Origin of the sequence: Nocardioides hwasunensis, assembly GCF_014779665.1 — a bacterium.
Taxonomy (GTDB): domain Bacteria; phylum Actinomycetota; class Actinomycetes; order Propionibacteriales; family Nocardioidaceae; genus Nocardioides; species Nocardioides hwasunensis.
In genome coordinates, this window is record NZ_JACXYY010000003.1 from 183483 (window position 1) to 200548 (window position 17066).

Below are 17066 nucleotides of genomic sequence, written 5' to 3' on the forward strand. Positions count from 1 at the left end.
AGCGTGCAGCGCATGACCTCCCCCGTCCCGTCGCCTCTCCACGGCCACGTCTGGCGCAACTGGTCCGGCCTCGAGAAGGCGGTGCCGCGGCACGTCGAGACCCCCGCGTCGGTGGAGGCGGTCGTCGACGTCGTCCGCCGCACGCGCGAGCGGGGTGCCACGGTGAAGATGACCGGCACCGGGCACAGCTTCACCGGCATCGCGGCACCCGAGCACACGCTGCTGCGGCCCGAGGGCCTGACCGGCATCCAGGCGGTCGATCGCGAGGCGATGACCGTCACCGCCGGAGCCGGGACGCCGCTCAAGGAGCTCAACCTCGCCCTGGAGCGCCTCGGCCTCTCCCTGCACAACATGGGCGACATCGCCGAGCAGACCCTGGCCGGCGCCACGTCGACGGGCACCCACGGCACGGGGGGCGTCGCTGCCGGGCTGGCCGCGCAGCTGGCCGGTCTCGAGCTCGTCACCGGCACGGGAGAGGTCGTCCGCGCCTCCGCCGCGGAGGATCCCGACGTCTTCGACGTCGCCCGGGTCGGTCTCGGTGCGCTCGGCATCCTGACCAGCCTCACCTTCCGGGTCGAGCCGCTCTTCGTGGTCGAGGCGCACGAGCAGCCGATGACGTGGGACCGAGCTCTCGCGACGTACGACGAGATGGTCGGCGCGGCGCACCACGTCGACATGTACTGGTTCCCCCACACCGACCAGATGATGGTGAAGCAGAACGTGCGCACCGATCTCGAGCCGGGCGAGCAGCAGCCGCCGTCGCGGTTCGCGGCCTGGCGCGAGGACGAGCTCCTCCCCAACACGGTCTTCGGCGGCCTCTGCCGGATCGGCACGCGGGTGCCCGGCCTGGTCCGGCCGATCAACCGGATCGCCGGCCGGGCGCTGTCCGAGCGGCGCTACAGCGACCTCGCGCACCGGGTCTTCGTCTCCCCGCGCCGGGTCCGCTTCCGCGAGATGGAGTACGCCGTGCCGCGCGAGGTCGGTCTCGACGTCCTGCGCGAGTGCCGCCGCAGGATCGAGGCGAGCGACTGGCGCATCGCCTTCCCGGTCGAGATCCGCACCGCGCCGGCCGACGACGTGCCGCTGTCGACCTCGCACGGTCGCGACAGCTTCTACCTCGCCTTCCACGTCCCGGCGGACACCGACCACGCCGCCTGCTTCGGCGGCCTCGAGCCCATCCTGCGCGAGGCGGGCGGACGTCCGCACTGGGGCAAGCTCCACACGCTCACGGCCGCGGACCTCGCCCCGGTCTACGACCGCTTCGACGACTTCCTGGCCGTGCGCGAGCGGCTCGACCCCGACCGGCTGTTCGCCAACGCCTACCTCCGGCGCGTCCTCGGCGACTGACCGACGACCGCGGCGTCGACTATTCACCGAGTCCGCACGAATCGGCTGGTCACCTACACCTTCCGGCAGCGGGGCGCTGCGCGTACCGTCGAGGCGAAGGGTTTGTTATCTCACTGAACCAACTCCGTCTCGGACGCACCACCAGGAGGACCTCATGAGCCCGGCACCTCGACTCACCCGCACCGCCGTCGCCGCCGCACTGGCCGTGGCCGTCGGCGCCCTGACCTCGGTCGGCGCCCCGGCGGTCGCCGTGGACCGGGCGACCCCGTCCGGGGCCGCCGCCGACGTACGCGCGCACGTGCTCACCGGCTACTGGCACAACTTCGACAACGGATCCGGCGTGCTGCGACTGGCCGACGTCCCCGACGACTACGGCATCGTCGCCGTGGCGTTCGCCGACGCGGTGCCGACCCGCGCGGGCGCGATCGACTTCACCCTCGACCCCGACGTGACCTCCGGGCTCGGTGGCTACGACGAGGATGCGTTCAAGGCCGACGTCGCGGCCCTGCAGTCCGAGGGGCGCCAGGTCGTCATCTCCGTCGGCGGCCAGAACGGCACCGTGCACCTCGACGACGCAGCGGCCGGCGAGGCGTTCGCCGAGACCACCATCGCCCTGATGGACGAGTACGGCTTCGACGGCGTCGACATCGACCTGGAGAACGCGCCGAACCTCGAGCACATGACCGAGGCGCTGCGCGAGATCGAGGCCCAGCGGCCCGGCTACGTCCTCACCATGGCGCCGGAGACCATCTACGTGCAGCCCGGCGGCTCCTACCTCGCGCTGATCGACCAGGTCGCCGACCTGATCACGGTCGTCAACACGCAGTACTACAACTCCGGCAGCATGCTCGGTCGCGACGGCAAGGTCTACAGCGCCGGCACGGTCGACTTCCAGACCGCCCTCGCCGACATCCTGCTCGACGGCCACCTGCGTGCCGACCAGGTCGGGCTAGGACTGCCGGCGACCCCGCAGGCCGCCGGCAGCGGCTACGTCTCCCCCGACGTGGTCAACCAGGCGCTCGACTGCCTCGCGACCGGCGAGCGGTGCGGGAGCTACCAGCCCGCCGAGACCCACCCGACGATCCGCGGCGTGATGACGTGGTCGATCAACTGGGACGCCACCAACGGCTACGACTTCGCGCAGACGGTCGGCGCGCACCTCGACACGCTTCCGTGACCGGGCCGTAGCGTCCACCGCCGGGGGTCCGTCACACGTTGGCGGGCCCCTTGGGCAGTGGTGCCTGCCAGCCCCGGACGAGCGCGAGCAGCCGCCAGCCCAGGCACATGCCGAACCCCGCGACCACGACCACGCCCAGTGGTACGCCGACCCCGTCGAGGAGGACCACCACCGCGGCGCCGGCGAGCGCCGGGGTGGCGTACAGCGCCCCCTCGAAGATCACTGGCACCCGACCGGCCAGCACGTCGCGCATGATCCCTCCCCCGATGCCGGTGACCATCCCCAGCAGCGCGGCGGGGAGCGGACCGAGCCCGTACTCGACGGCCTTGAGCGCGCCGGTCACGCAGAAGAGAGCGAGCCCGAAGGCGTCGAACAGCGTGACCACGCGCTCCACCCGGCCGATCGCGGGGTGGAAGAAGAACGTGATCACGCCCGCCGTCGCGGGGACCAGCAGGTAGCGCCAGTCCGCCAGCGCCGCCGGCGGAGTGGCACCGATCAGGACGTCGCGGATGAACCCGCCGCCGAGCCCCGTCACGCCTGCGAGGACCGTCGCGGCGAAGAGGTCGAGGTGCTTGCGGACGGCCACCAGGGCACCGGTCACCGAGAAGACGAAGATGCCGATGAGGTCGAGCACCACAAGCGTGGTGACGTGGTCCGTGTCGAGCACATCCGAAGCGTAGGGCGCGCCGCGGTCCTAGCCGGATCGGGGGACCCTGCTGACGTAGGCTCGTCCGAGACCTTCGACCACCCTCAGGCAGGAGCCCGCCGTCCATGGCCAAGCTGACGTTCACCGGACGCAGCGGGGACGGCAAGCGCCTGCTGCTGGTGGACGAGGCGGGCCAGGAGCACTTCCTGGTGATCGACGCCAAGCTCCGTCGCGCCCTCCCGGGCCCGCCCGCGAGCAACGGCACCCACTCGAACGGCCAGTTGGAGATCCCGATGGAATCAAGCCTGCGTCCCCGTGACATCCAGACGCGCATCCGTGCGGGAGAGTCACCCGAGTCGGTCGCCCACGCGGCCGGCACGTCCGTCGAGAAGATCATGCCGTTCGCCGCACCCGTGCTGGCCGAGCGTGCCCACGTGGCCCAGCGGGCCCAGCTCGCGTCCGTGCGCCGCCGGGCGGCCGAGTCCGGCGCCCGCACCCTCGGCGACGCCGTCGACGCCCACCTCCGCGCCCACAACGTCGACCCGACGTCGATCGAGTGGGACGCCTGGCGACGCGAGGACGGCCGCTGGACGCTGACGGCACTCTTCGACGTCGCCGGCCGGCTGGGCACGGCGAGCTTCTCCCACGACCCCCGTGGCAACTTCGTGACCGTCGACGACGAGGACGCGCGCTGGCTCGTCGGCGACTCGACCCCGCCCTCAGCGCCGGAGCCGATGCCCGACGACCTCGCGGTCGCTCGCCAGCGCCGGCTGACCGCCGTCGACGACCCGACCCAGGACGGGGTCGGCGAGACGCGTGGCGACGCACTGGGCGAGGACGCGATCGAGATGGTGACCGACGAGGCCTCCGCCTCGGAAACCACGATGGACCTGTCCGACGCCGCGCTGGGCTCGGAGCAGCCGGTCGAGGCCTACGTCACCGAGGCCGACGTCGCTGGCGACACCGAGTCGGGCACGGCAGCGGAGGCCGACGACCCTCCGGCCGAGGAGGCCGCGGCCGAGGCGCCGGAGCCCCGCCGCCCCGCGAAGAAGCGCGGCCGTGCGTCGGTGCCGAGCTGGGACGAGATCATGTTCGGCGGCGGGAAGAGCGACTGACGTTGCGACTGCTGCAGCTCAACGTCCACCCCCTCAAGTCCGGCGCCATCCGCTCGGTCGACAGCGCGGCAGTGCTGTCACGCGGCCTGGCGGACGACCGCTCGTGGATGATCGTCGACGCGACCGGCCGGCTGGTCTCGGCACGCGAGGTGCACGCGACGTTCCGCATCGTCGCCGACACCCCGGCCACCGACTCGACGGTCGTCGGTGCGCTCCGACTGAGGACTCGCGACGGCGACGGTCCCGCTGACCTGGAGATCGACGTCCCCGCCGGCGAGCCGGTCGCCGTACGCCTCCACTCCCAGGACCTGTTGGGCATCCCCGCGCCCGACGCCGACGCCTGGCTCGCCGACGCGCTGGGGCGCGAGGACCTCCACCTGGTGTGGTGCCACGACCCGACCGCCCGTCGGCTCCAGCCTGAGTTCTCGCAGGAGGGTGACCACACGGCGTACGCCGACTCGTTCCCGGTCACCGTGGCCTCGCTCGCGTCGCTGCGCCAGCTCAACGACTGGATCGCCGAGCGCGCCGTCGAGATGGGCGAGGAAGCACCCGAGCCGCTGCCGATCGAGCGGTTCCGCGCCAACCTGGTCATCGACGGCGACGTGCCCTTCGCCGAGGACGGCTGGCACCGCCTCGAGGTCGGAGGGGTTCGCTTCCGGGTGGCCAAGCCGACCAGCCGCTGCGTCATGACCACGGTCAACCTCAAGACGCTGACGACTGCCAAGGAGCCGACCCGCTCGCTCGCCCGTCACCGGCTGGTGGGCGGCAAGACGCTGTTCGCAGCGCACCTCGTCCCGGAGTCCGGTGGCCTGATCAGTGTCGGCGACGACGTCTGGGCCGAGTAAGCCTCACCCTCGCTCGACCGGCCGGGACGGCTCGGTGATCCAGCCGCTCCAGCTGCCGGGATAGAGCGCCGCGTCGATCCCGGCCACCTGCATCGCCAGGAGGTCGTGGGTGGCCGTCACCCCGGAGCCGCAATAGGCGGCGACCGAACCGGCTCCGTCAGCACCGACCCGCGCGTACGTCGCTCGCAGCTCCTCGGCGCTGCGGAACCGACCTCGCTCGTCCAGGTTGTCCGTGCTGGGCACGTTGACCGCGCCGGGGATGTGCCCGGCGACCGGGTCCACGGGCTCGCTGTCCCCGCGGAACCGATCGGGGGCGCGTGCGTCGATGAGGACGTCCACGGCCAGCACCCCGTCGGCCTCGACGATTCTCGAGTGCGGCTCCGCCGAGGCGGTGAAGTCGCCCGGTTCGACGCTCGACTCCCCCGACTCCGCCGGGTGACCTTCCTCGAGCCACGCGCTCCAGCCACCGTCGAGGACGCGTACGTCGTCGTGCCCGTGGTGCCTGAGCAGCCACCAGGCGCGAGCAGCCGCGCGACCCTGCCAGTCGTCGTACACCACGACGGGCCGGTCGCTCCGCACGCCAGCGCGCTGCATCGCCTCCTGGAACGACTCCCGCTCCGGCAGCGGGTGCCGCCCGCCAGAGCCAGGTGCCGAGGCCAGGTCGTGGTCCATGTCGACGTACGCCGCGCCCGGCACGTGGCCGGTGGCGAAGGACTCGCGGCCCGGCGGCCCGCCGAGCTGGTAGCGCACGTCGATCACGGTGACCTGCCCGAGCACGGCGGCCAGCTCGTCAGGACTGATCAGCGGTCCATCACCCATGGGACCAGCCTGCCAGGTCGTGGGAGGCTGCCGTCATGGAGCTGGACTGGGCCAAGGGCGACGTGATCCTCCTCGACGGCCAGGAGGTGGCCAACGCCGCCCGCTCGTGGTTCCGCGAGCGCGCCGAGGTCCAGATCGGGCCCGAGCTCTGGCAGTACCGGTCCGAGGGCTTCGGCCGCGGCACCCTCGTCGCCGAGCTCGACGGTGTGGCCCGCTTCTCGGCCAGGCGCTCAGGGTTCTTCACCTCGACGTGGACCGTCGACGCCGGCCAGCCGCTCGAGCTGAGGCAGGCGGGATGGTTCGGGTCCCGCCTGTCGCTGTCGCGGGCCGGCACCACCATCGGCGAGGCGAGCACGTCCGGCATCTTCACCACGCGGCCGCGGCTGGTGCTCAGCGAGCCGGTGGAGGCCCGCGCGGGCTGCTTCGTGCTGTGGGTGGCGTACGTCGAGTTCACCCGACGCCAGTCCAGCGCGAGCAGCTCGTCGGGTGGCGCCACCGGGTGAGCCGTGTCCGTCGCGCACGCTGGTCGCGCACTGTGACAAGATCCCCGGGACATGGCTGAACTGCACTTCTTCACGGGCACGATGGACTCCGGCAAGTCGACGCTGGCGCTCCAGACCAACCACAACCACGCCGCCCGAGGTCGCGTCGGCCGGATCTTCACCACGCACGACCGGTCGGGCGCGGCGGTCCTCTCCAGCCGGCTGGGGCTGACCCACGAGGCGCTCGAGGTCGACAGCGACTTCGACTTCTGGCGCTACGTCGTGGACTCCCTCACCCGCGGCGGTCGGATCGACTACCTGATCTGCGACGAGGCACAGTTCTACGCCACCGAGCAGATCGACCAGCTCGCCAAGGTGGTCGACGAGCTGCAGATCGACGTCTTCGCCTTCGGCATCCTCACCGACTTCCGCACCGCGCTCTTCCCGGGCAGCGCCCGACTCGTCGAGCTCGCCGACCGGATGAACGTCCTCCAGGTCGAGGCTCTGTGCTGGTGCGGCAAGCGCGCCACCCACAACGCCCGCACCGAGAACGGCGCGATGGTCGTCGAGGGCGACGTCATCGTCGTCGGCGACGTCGAGCAGGCCGACGAGCCGCCGGCCGACGTCGCCTACGAGGTGCTCTGCCGCCAGCACCACCGGCGCCGCCTCACCGCCGCCCGCGCCAAGGCCGTCAGCCTCGCGCCCGAGCCCCTGCCCTTCGGCTGACCGAACCGTCCGAACCGCCGCTGGGGCGCCTCCGGATCGGACCCTGGACGTTGAGTCGCCCAGAGACTCAACGACCAGCGGAGCCCGGCAGCGCCCGCGGCACGGGGTCGAGTCGCCCAGAGACTCAACGACCAGGGGAGCCCGGCGGCGCCCGCGGCACGGGGTTGAGTCTCCTGGAGACTCATCGCCCGGGGGCGGCTCAGCCGACGAGGATCGGGATCAGCATCTCGGCCGGCGTGAGCGAGCCGTGCAGACCCACCAGGGTGCCCTCGTAGGCGAAGTCGACGCTCGACATCACCGCCGCGTCGCCGTGGCAGGCGACCATCACGTCACCCAGGCGCGGCAGCACGCTGGGGTGCACGTCGCCGAACCAGCCTCGCCCGATCGCGTCCTCGCGGGTCAGGACGGTCGCGTGAGTGCCCAGCACCTCGCGCCAGGTCGCGACGACGTCGTCGACCGCGCGTGCGGCGCAGTAGAGGTGCCGGAAGCGCGCCTCGCCGCCGATCAGCGAGATGCCCTCGCGCATCCCGTCCACCGAGTCGACGTCGACGCGCGACTCCCGCGGGCTGTCGACCATGCCGTGGTCGGCGACGACCACGAGCCGGGTGGCCGACGGCAGCGCCTCGCGCAGCTGCTCGGCCTCGGCGTCGACCATGGCGAGCTGCTGAAGCCACTGGGTCGAGGCGACGCCGAACTTGTGGCCGGTCCAGTCGAGGTCGGAGTCGTAGACATAGGTCAGGGACGGCGAGTGGGAGGCCGCCGCGACGGTTCCGGCGATCCGCTCGCCGACCCGGTCCGCACCGACGTACGCCGATCCTCGCTGCGAGGCGACGGTCAGGCCGGTGCCGGCGAAGTCGCGCTTGTTGACCGAGGTGACGTGCACCCCGGCGTGTGCGAGCCGCCCGAACGCCGTCGGGTGCGGCTGCCACTCCAGCGGGTCGACGTCCTGGTCCCACCAGAGGTGGTTGAGCAGCCGGTCGGTGCCCGGGACGCGGGCGGTGAATCCGACCAGCCCGTGGGCTCCGGGGGTCAGCCCCGTGCCGAGGGAGGTCAGCGAGGTGGCCGTCGTCGAGGGCACGCCGGCGGTGCCGGTCGCGCTGCCCTCGAGGAGGGAGGAGAGGTAGGGCGCCGAGTGGCCGTAGCGGGCCAGGAGCGCGGCGCCCATCCCGTCGATGAGGAAGACCACGTAGGACGGAGCAGGTGGCAGCTCGAGACCGGTCGGGTGCCCGTCGAGGTCCACCCCGAGCGCGCGGGCGACCGAGGGCACCACGTCGGCGAGCGAGCGGTCGCCGTACGCCGGCGCGGTGAACGCGCCCGGCGGGTCGACCTCAGCCACGTGGGGTGCTCATCCGCGGGTGCGTGCGGAGAGCGCCTCGGAGAAGGCGAGCAGGCCGCCGACCGAGTCGGCACCCTCCGCCGCCGCGGAGACCCGGAGCGTGTAGTCGTCGCCCGCGAGCGTGCCGGTGTAGCCGTGGTCGGCATCGCAGCTCGGGTCGGAGCATGCCGCGGGCTCGAGGTCGATGCGACCGACGCCACCCCAGCCGATGGTCAGCACGGCCTCGGCCGGCGGTGCCACGCCCTTGGTCGGGTTGGCCACCATCCGGGTCACCACGACGGTCCGGATCGCGGTGAGCGTCACCGCCTCGGTCGTGGTGGAGGTGTAGGGCTCGGGGAGCAGGTCGTCGCCGGGGTGCTCGTCGGTGTGCGCGATGACGAGCCGGGTCGGCGTGAGGAGGAGGGCGGTGAGGTGCCGACGCACCTCCTCGTGGTCGAACGTCGTCTCGTGGTGCACGAAGTAGGACAGGACCTCTTCACCTCCGGCGGCCGAGAAGACGCCGTCGGCGACGACCTCGGGGTAGTAGCCGGTGCGGTGGATCGCCTGGCGGAGGTCGTGGGAGACGTCCGCGTCACGGGTGGAGCGGGGCATGCACGCAGTCTGTCACGCGTGCCGGATCCGGTCCGACCTCAGTCGGGCTGTGCTCAATCAGGAAGGGTGTCGCCGGGCATGGTGCTCAGTCGTCGCACGAACCAGTCGGAGCGCGGGTCCTTGACCGGCTCCACGCGGACCTGAGCGCCGAGCACCGTCACCCCCTCGGCGCCGGCCAGCACGAGCGGCAGCTGGAGCGAGCGCACCTGGGGAAGGTCGTGCTGGAGCTGCGAGACCCGACGGACGAGCTGCTCGAGCTCGGCGACATCGACGATCTCGCTGCCGCGGTAGCCGAAGAGCAGCGGGGACGCCCGGATCTCGCGCACCATGTCCTGGGCGTCGTGGTCGGCCAGCGGCGGGATGCGGAAGGCCCGGTCGCCGAGGAGCTCGGTCAGCGGGCCGCCGACCCCGAAGGAGAGCACCGGCCCGAAGAGCGGGTCCTCCATGGTGCTGATCGTGACCGGCACGCCCGGAGCGGCGTTGCGCTGCACGACGAAGCCGGCCTTGTCGGGGTCGGTGATGAGCGTGTTGAGCGAGCTCCAGGCATCGGCCATCTCGTCGGCCGAGTCGATGTTGCGCCACACGTGCGCGAGGTCGGGACGGTCGCGCAGGTGGTCGGCGGTCGCCTTGAGCACGACGTCCCAGCCGAGCGCCTCCCCCGCCGTGGTCGCCTCGTCGAGGGTCTCGACGGCGTAGGTGTCCCACAGGTTGATGCCGTAGGCGGCCAGCAGCCGGTGCTGCTCGACGAAGTCGAGGTCGCGCCCCTCGGGGTGGTTCATCAGGAGCTCGTTGACCAGGTGACGTGCGTCGTCGCGGTCGTGGGAGCCCAGCTCGGCGACCGCGGTCTGCGGCTGCCGCACCCACACGGCGTACTCGACGACGTGGGCCATCGCGCGCACGGCGGCCTCGACGGCGGGGTACGACGGCACGGAACCGCGTCCGGCGCTGGATCCCGCCACGTCGGGGACCCGCAGCAGCTCGGGCACGCCCTCGGTCCCGAGGAAGGTCGACACGATCGGCTTGTCGGACTGCTCCCCCACGGCGGCGAGCACGTTGGCGACCTGCTCGCGCGCACCGGCGACGTTGAGCGGCGGGATGAAGATGGCGACGACGGCGTCGACCTCGGGATCGTCGATCGCGGCGTCGAGCGCGTCCTCGAAGTCCTCGGCCAGGGCGTCGGCGCCCAGTGCCTCCTGCCGGTTGACCACCAGGCCGACCGAGTTGGCGGCGTCGGCGGCGAGCAGGCCGAGCGCGTCGGAGTTGCCGACGATCGCGACCCGGCGCCCGCGTGGGAGCGGCTGGTGGGCGAGCAGCTGGGCGACGTCGAACATCTCCTCCAGCGACTCGACCTGGATGATCCCCGCCTGCCGGAACATCGCGTCGACCGCTTCCGGCGGAGCGCCGATCTTGCGCACGGCGTGGCCCATCGGGACGCCCTGCGAGCTGCGTCCGGAGCGCACCGCGACGATGGGCTTGCGACGACTGACCCGCCGGGCGATCCGGGAGAACTTGCGGGGGTTGCCGATCGACTCGAGGTAGAGCAGCACCACCTCGGTGGCGTCGTCCTCCTCCCAGTACTGCAGGAGGTCGTTGCCCGAGACGTCGGCGCGGTTGCCGGCGCTGACGAAGGTGGTGAGGCCCAGGCCGCGGTTCTGCACCTTCTCCAGGATCGCCGAGCCCAGCGCCCCGGACTGGCAGAAGAAGCCGGCGCGACCGCGCGGCGGCATGACCGACGACAGCGACGCGTTGAGCTGCACGTCGGGATCGGTGTTGATGATGCCGAGGGCGTTCGGGCCGATCAGGCGCAGCCCGTAGGAGCGGGACAGCCCCACGAGCCGGCGCTGGCGCATCCGCCCCTCCTCGCCGGTCTCGGCGAAGCCCGACGAGATCACGACCAGGCCGTGCACGCCCTTGGCCGCGCAGTCGAGCACGACGTCCTGCACGGACTCCGCGGGGACCGCGACGATCGCGACGTCGACCTCCCCCGGGATCTCGCCCACGGACTTCCAGGCCGGCATCCCCGAGACCGAGTCGGCGCTCGGGTTGACCACGTGGATGCGACCGGTGAAGTTGCCGAGCACGAGGTGGCGCACCAGCGCCTGACCGATGGTGTCCTGCCGCCGGCTGGCGCCGATGATCGCGACCGACCTCGGCGAGAAGAACCGTTCGATGGAGGCGTACTCCGCCCGGTGCTCGCGCTGCTCCATCACCCCGATCGCGGTGTCGGTGGGGTCGATGCGGAACACCAGCTCCATCACGCCGTCCTCGAACGCGCTCTTGACCTGGTAGCCGGCGTCCTTGAACGTGTGGATCATCGCCTGGTTGTCGGGCAGCACCTCGGCGACGAACTCCTCCACGCCCCGCTCGCGACCGGCCTGGGCGAGGTGCTCGAGCAGCAGCTGGCCGATGCCGCGACCCTGGTGCCGGTCCTCGACGAGGAAGGCGACCTCGGCGTAGCCCGGGCGGATGACGTCGTAGCGGCCGACGGCGATCATGTGTCCGGCCACGAGCAGGATGAGCGCGACCCGGTCGCGGTGGTCGACCGTGGTGAACCTGTCCAGGTCACGCTCGGAGAGCTCGGGCATCGGGGAGAAGAACCGGTAGTACTTCGACTGGTCGGAGACCCGGGCGTAGAAGTCGACCAGCAGCTCGCGGTCCTCCGGCTGCATCGGCCGGATGTGGGCCGTGCGCCCGTCGCGCAGCAGGACGTCCGCCTCCCAGTGCCGGGGCGGCGGCGGAGTCGTCGTGGCCACCTGCTCGACAGGGGCGTCCGCTTCGGTCACGGCTGCAATCTATCGGCAAGGAGCACGCACGGTGCCGCGACCTCGACGACGCCGTACGGCGTGCCCCCGGCGGCGCCGGGGCGTCGAGCGTGAAGAATGCCCCCATGGCACGACGTACGACGAAGCAGCCCCTCCCGGACGACTTCGAGGAGCACATCCTCGACACCGACATCCGCGACGAGATGCAGTCGTCGTTCCTGGAGTACGCCTACTCGGTCATCTACTCCCGGGCGCTGCCCGACGCCCGCGACGGTCTCAAGCCGGTCCAGCGGCGGATCCTCTACACGATGGACGACATGTCGCTGCGGCCCGACCGCGGGCACGTCAAGAGCGCTCGCGTGGTGGGTGAGGTGATGGGTCGGCTGCACCCGCACGGCGACGGGGCGATCTACGACGCCCTGGTGCGGATGGCGCAGTCCTGGTCGATGCGCCTGCCGACCGTCGACGGGCACGGCAACTTCGGCTCGCCCGACGACCCGCCGGCCGCGATGCGCTACACCGAGTGCCGGATGGCCCCCGCGGCGGTCGCGATGACGGCGTCCATCCACGAGGACACCGTCGACTTCAAGCCCAACTACGACTCCCGCGAGATGGAGCCGGTCGTCCTGCCGGCTGCCATCCCCCACCTCCTGGTCAACGGCTCGGCCGGCATCGCGGTCGGCATGGCGACCAACATCGCCCCGCACAACCTCGTCGAGGTCGTCCAGGCGCTCAAGCACCTGGTCACCCACCCCCAGGCGAGCCTCGACGACCTGATGCGCTTCATCCCCGGCCCCGACCTCCCGACCGGCGGCAAGATCGTCGGTCTCGACGGGATCCGTGACGCCTACGAGTCGGGCCGCGGCACGTTCCGGATGCGCGCCACCGCCCGCATCGAGTCCGTCACCGCGCGCCGCAAGGGCATCGTCGTGACCGAGCTGCCCTACGGCGTCGGCGAGGAGCGTGTGGTCGAGCAGGTCAAGAAGCTCGTGCTCGCCAAGAAGCTCCAGGGCATCGCCGACATCAAGCAGCTCGGCGACCGCCACCAGGGCCTGCGCCTGGTCATCGAGATCAAGAACGGGTTCGTCCCCGAGGCGATCCTCGAGCAGCTCTACCGGCAGACCGCCCTCGAGGACTCCTTCGGCATCAACGCCGTCGCCCTGGTCGACGGCCAGCCGCGCACGCTTGGTCTCAAGGAGATGCTCGAGGTCTTCCTCGGCCACCGCTTCGACGTCGTACGCCGCCGCTCGACGTTCCGCCGCGGCAAGGCCGCCGACCGGCTGCACCTCGTCGACGGCCTGCTCATCGCGATCCTCGACATCGACGAGGTCATCCAGGTCATCCGCACCTCCGACAACGCTGCCGCTGCGAAGGAGCGCCTGATCTCGGTCTTCGAGCTCAGCGAGGCCCAGGCCGACTACATCCTCGACATGCCGCTGCGCCGCCTCACCAAGTTCTCCAAGCTCGAGCTCGACAAGGAGAAGGCCGAGCTCGAGCGGACGATCGAGTACCTCGACGCGATCCTCGCCGACGAGAAGCTGCTGCGGAAGGTGGTCTCCGACGAGCTCACCGAGGTAGCCAAGGAGCACGGCACCCCGCGCCGCACCGTGCTGCTCGCCTCGGCGGGCACCACCGTCACCGCCGCCAGCGCCACGCCGCTCGAGGTCGCCGACGACCCGTGCTTCGCGCTGCTCTCGTCGAGCGGCCTGCTCGCGCGTACGACGTCCGCTGCCGCACCCGGTCACGGCGAGGGCCGCGCCAACCACGACGTGGTGACGAGCGCCGTCCGGACCACGGCCCGTGGCGAGGTCGGCGTGGTCACCAACCGCGGCCGGCTGCTCAAGGTGGGCGTGCTCGACATGCCCGAGCTGCCCGACTCGGCCAACGATCCCAACCTCCAGGGTGGCCTGCCCCTCAGCGAGATCCTGTCGCTCGGGTCCGACGAGCGCGCACTGGCGCTGACCTCGCTCCCGACCGACGGCCCGGGTCTCGCGCTCGGCACCCGCGACGGGGTCGTCAAGCGCGTCAACCCCGAGGTCCTGGCGCGCGACGAGTGGGAGGTCATCGGACTGAAGGACGGCGACGAGGTCGTCGGCGCGGTCGAGCTGAGCACCGGCGAGGAGGAGCTGTGCTTCATCTCGACCGACGCGCAGCTGCTCCACTTCGGCGCGTCGGGCGTGCGGCCGCAGGGCCGCTCCGGAGGCGGCATGGCCGGCATCAAGCTGGGAGCCGGTCAGAAGGTCGCGTTCTTCGGCGCCTTCGACCCCGCCGACGCCGTCGTCGTCACCGCCTCCGGGTCCTCGACCGCCCTGCCGGGCACCGAGGCGGGCGCGGTCAAGGTCACGCCCTTCACCGAGTACCCCGCCAAGGGGCGCGCCACCGGCGGCGTGCGCAGCCACCGGTTCCTCAAGGGCGAGGACGTCCTCGTGGCCGCGTGGGCCGGACCCGGGCCCGCCCGCGCGACCGCAGCGAGCGGTGCCCCGATCGACCTCCCCGAGGCCAATGGCAGGCGGGACGGATCCGGCGTACCCGCCTCCCAGCCGATCGCCGCGGTCGCCTCTCCCGTGGCCGCCCAGGTCGCCACCCAGCTCGACCAGGCCTCGTCGGCCGACGGCGAGCTGACCGCCCCTGTGGAAGGCTGACGCCATGTCGACCCGCGCCCGGACGCACCGCCGTCTCGCCACCGCCGCCGCCGCGGTGCTGCTGGCCCTGCCCGCCCTCGCCGCCTGCTCCGGAGGCGACGACGACGCTCCGGCGGAGAAGTCCAAGACGCCCGAGGAGGTGCTCGCCGACGCGTCCGCCAAGCTGACCGAGACCAGCGGCGTCGACCTGGCGCTGTCGACCGCGGCCCTCCCCGACGGCGTCTCGGGCATGGCCAAGGCCACCGGGACCCTCACCAACGCGCCGGCCTTCGACGGGTCGATCTCCGTGGTCTTCGCCGGGCAGAACGTCGACGTGCCGGTGATCGCGGTCGACGACACGGTCTATGCGCAGCTCCCCTTCACGCCGGGCTGGAACAAGGTCGACCCGAAGGAGTACGGCGCCCCCGACCCCGCCAACCTCATCGGCGAGGACGGCTTCGCCGGGCTGCTCACCCTCACCGACTCCCCCGAGAAGGGCGAGAGCGTGCGCGGCGGCGCGAACAACGAGGAGGTGCTCACCACCTACTCCGGCACGGTGCCCGGCGACGCGATGGACGCCATCATCCCCTCCTCCTCCGGTGACTCCTTCGACGTCGAGTGGCAGGTCACCGACGACGGTGAGCTGCGCAAGGCCACGATGACGGGCGTCTTCTACCCCCGCGCCGACCCGATGACCTACACGGTCGACTTCGACAACTACGGCACCGAGAAGAACATCACCGCGCCGTGAGCCCGTCCGCGGAGCGCCCCGCCACGCAGGGCGGGACCGTCTCGCGCACCTCGCGGCTGCTCCTGGCGATGGCGGCCGTCGCCGTCGCCTTCGCGGCTGCCGACACCTACGTCGTGGTGCTGGCGCTGCCGGACATGATGACCGGCGTCGGGGTGCCGATCGACCAGCTCCAGCGGGCCGCGCCGATCGTCAGCGGCTTCCTGCTCGGCTACGTCGCGATGCTGCCGCTGATCGGGCGCATCGCCGACCTCCGGGGGCGGGTGCCGGTCCTGGTGATGGCGCTCGTGGTCTTCGCACTCGGCTCGCTCATCACTGCGCTCGCCTACGACATGCCCAGCATCGTCGCCGGTCGCTTCCTGCAGGGCGTCGGCGGTGGCGGCCTGGTCCCTGCCACGCTCGCGCTGGTGGCGGACCTCTACCCCGTCGAGCGCCGCGGCGTGCCCCTCGGCATCGTCTCCGCCGTGCAGGAGATCGGCTCGGTGCTCGGCCCCCTCTTCGGCGCGGTGGTGCTCTCGGTCTCCGACTGGCGGGCGATCTTCGCGATCAACCTCGCCGTCGGCCTCGTGCTCGCCGCCGCGATCCGCGCCCTGGCCGGCACGTCCCCTCCGTCGGTCGACGAACGAGCGCAGCGAGCCTCGAGACCCCACCTCGACCTCGTCGGCCTCCTCCTGGCGCTCCTCACCCTCGCCGCCGGCGCCGTGGTGTTCCTGCGCCCACCGTCCCTGATGCGCGACCTCACCTGGGGCCAGCTGTTCATCCCGTTCGCCGGGGACGGCAGGTGGCTCACGCCGATCGGCGCTGCCACGATCGCCGCCCTCGTGCTGCTGGTGGCGTGGTGCTGGTTCGCCCCGCGCCCGTTGCTCGACCTGCGCGGGTGGGTCCGGGTCCTGGTGGACGCCGACCTCGTCGGCGCGCTGTTGCTCGCCGCCGCGCTCGGCGGCGTGATCCTGGCCTTCGCGACCGCCGACCCCAAGATCGAGGTCTTCTCCCCGCGGGGCCGCTGGTACCTCGTCGGCGCGATCGTCGCCGCCGTCGCCTTCGCCTGGCACGTGCGCCGCGCCGACAACCCGCTCGTGCCGCGCGGCGCCCTGCGTCGTACGCCGGCGTGGGGTGCGTTGCTGGTCAGCTTCTTCGTGGGTGCCGCGCTGATCGCGGCGCTCATCGACATCCCCCTCTTCGCGCGCACGACCGTCTACCCCGACGACCAGCTGCCCGCCGCGCTGGTGCTAGTCCGGTTCCTGCTGGCGCTGCCTGTGGGCGCGGTCGTCGGCGGCTACCTCATCCGGACCGTGCCACCCGGCGTCGTCACCGCGGTGGGGATGCTGATGGCCGCGGCCGGCTTCGTGCTGATGACGCGCTGGGGGCTGACCACCATCGAGGAGCCCGTCGCCAACGTCGCGCTGATCACCGGAGGCCTCGGCTTCGGCCTGGCGCTGGCCCCGGTCAACGCAGCCCTCCTCGCATTCACCGACGACGACGCCCACGGTGTCGCGAGCGCGTTCGTCGTCGTGGCGCGGATGGTGGGCATGCTCGTCGGCATCTCGGCGCTCACCACGATCGGCCTGCGGCGCTACTACTCCGAGCAGCTCGCGATCCCGCCGGTCCAGGAGGTCTGCGACGGCAGGAGCCGGTGCAAGGAGTTCTCCGACCTGCTGCGGGTGGCGGGGATCGCGCAGGAGCACGCGGTGTTCTGGGGCGCGGCGGGCTGCGCGGTCGTCGCTGCCGTGCTGGCGCTCGTGCTGTTCCGGCAGGTCAGGCCGTCACGGCTCAGCGTCCGCGACGCCATCGGCTCGGGCGGCTGACCCGCCCACACTCTGGGCCGCTGCCGCGTCGCGCGGCCGGCGGATT

14 protein-coding genes are annotated in these 17066 nt (G+C 72.1%); 9 read left to right on the forward strand and 5 right to left on the reverse strand.

The window, feature by feature from the left end:
* The first annotated feature begins 12 nt into the window (after positions 1–12).
* Together IEZ25_RS08010 and IEZ25_RS08015 are read left to right on the forward strand one after the other, a co-directional pair.
* Positions 13–1347 carry a D-arabinono-1,4-lactone oxidase gene (locus IEZ25_RS08010; protein WP_191198889.1) on the forward strand — a complete coding sequence of 445 codons (1335 nt, stop codon included), beginning with the start codon at positions 13–15 and terminating at the stop codon, positions 1345–1347.
* A 154-nt stretch (positions 1348–1501) separates the two neighbouring features.
* Positions 1502–2524 (forward strand): chitinase, encoded by a 1023-nt coding sequence (locus IEZ25_RS08015; RefSeq protein ID WP_191198890.1) that lies wholly within the window; start codon positions 1502–1504, stop codon positions 2522–2524.
* 31 nt (positions 2525–2555) lie between these two features.
* On the opposite strand, the gene IEZ25_RS08020 is transcribed toward IEZ25_RS08015, so the two are convergent.
* Complete coding sequence (locus IEZ25_RS08020; RefSeq protein WP_191198891.1) at positions 2556–3191, reverse strand: trimeric intracellular cation channel family protein; 636 nt, start codon at positions 3189–3191, stop codon at positions 2556–2558.
* 104 nt (positions 3192–3295) lie between these two features.
* On the opposite strand from IEZ25_RS08020, the gene sepH reads away from it, so the two are divergent.
* A complete protein-coding gene (sepH, locus tag IEZ25_RS08025; RefSeq protein ID WP_191198892.1) occupies positions 3296–4285 on the forward strand; it encodes a septation protein SepH in 990 nt (329 codons plus the stop codon).
* Between the two features lie 2 nt (positions 4286–4287).
* Positions 4288–5130 (forward strand): MOSC domain-containing protein, encoded by an 843-nt coding sequence (locus IEZ25_RS08030; RefSeq protein WP_191198893.1) that lies wholly within the window; start codon positions 4288–4290, stop codon positions 5128–5130.
* 3 nt (positions 5131–5133) lie between these two features.
* On the opposite strand, the gene IEZ25_RS08035 is transcribed toward IEZ25_RS08030, so the two are convergent.
* Positions 5134–5949: a sulfurtransferase gene (locus tag IEZ25_RS08035; protein ID WP_191198894.1), complete on the reverse strand. Its 816-nt coding sequence runs from the start codon at positions 5947–5949 to the stop codon at positions 5134–5136.
* A 35-nt stretch (positions 5950–5984) separates the two neighbouring features.
* On the opposite strand from IEZ25_RS08035, the gene IEZ25_RS08040 reads away from it, so the two are divergent.
* On the forward strand, positions 5985–6452 hold the full coding sequence (locus IEZ25_RS08040) for a hypothetical protein (RefSeq protein ID WP_191198895.1): 468 nt from the start codon (positions 5985–5987) through the stop codon (positions 6450–6452).
* Positions 6453–6503: 51 nt separating this feature from the next.
* Positions 6504–7157 carry a thymidine kinase gene (locus tag IEZ25_RS08045; protein ID WP_191198896.1) on the forward strand — a complete coding sequence of 218 codons (654 nt, stop codon included), beginning with the start codon at positions 6504–6506 and terminating at the stop codon, positions 7155–7157.
* 199 nt (positions 7158–7356) lie between these two features.
* Here the strand turns inward: IEZ25_RS08045 and IEZ25_RS08050 are convergent, their stop codons facing one another.
* Genes IEZ25_RS08050 through IEZ25_RS08060 form a run of 3 tightly spaced genes read right to left on the reverse strand, consistent with a single transcriptional unit; the run spans position 7357 to position 11867 of the window.
* A complete protein-coding gene (locus IEZ25_RS08050; protein ID WP_191198897.1) occupies positions 7357–8493 on the reverse strand; it encodes an alkaline phosphatase family protein in 1137 nt (378 codons plus the stop codon).
* A gap of 9 nt (positions 8494–8502) precedes the next feature.
* Positions 8503–9084, reverse strand: a complete 582-nt coding sequence (locus IEZ25_RS08055) for a DUF5998 family protein (RefSeq protein WP_191198898.1) — start codon at positions 9082–9084, stop codon at positions 8503–8505.
* A gap of 53 nt (positions 9085–9137) precedes the next feature.
* A complete protein-coding gene (locus tag IEZ25_RS08060) occupies positions 9138–11867 on the reverse strand; it encodes a bifunctional acetate--CoA ligase family protein/GNAT family N-acetyltransferase (RefSeq protein WP_318152107.1) in 2730 nt (909 codons plus the stop codon).
* Positions 11868–11971: 104 nt separating this feature from the next.
* On the opposite strand from IEZ25_RS08060, the gene IEZ25_RS08065 reads away from it, so the two are divergent.
* The 3 genes from IEZ25_RS08065 to IEZ25_RS08075 are packed head-to-tail and all read left to right on the forward strand — an operon-like array spanning position 11972 to position 17020.
* Complete coding sequence (locus tag IEZ25_RS08065; RefSeq protein ID WP_191198899.1) at positions 11972–14488, forward strand: DNA gyrase/topoisomerase IV subunit A; 2517 nt, start codon at positions 11972–11974, stop codon at positions 14486–14488.
* A gap of 4 nt (positions 14489–14492) precedes the next feature.
* The gene (locus IEZ25_RS08070; protein WP_191198900.1) at positions 14493–15218 is read left to right on the forward strand and encodes an LppX_LprAFG lipoprotein; all 726 of its coding nucleotides are present in this window, start codon (positions 14493–14495) and stop codon (positions 15216–15218) included.
* Complete coding sequence (locus tag IEZ25_RS08075) at positions 15215–17020, forward strand: MFS transporter (protein ID WP_318152108.1); 1806 nt, start codon at positions 15215–15217, stop codon at positions 17018–17020. The genes IEZ25_RS08070 and IEZ25_RS08075 overlap by 4 nt, the downstream gene beginning before the upstream one ends.
* Positions 17021–17066: the final 46 nt, after the last annotated feature.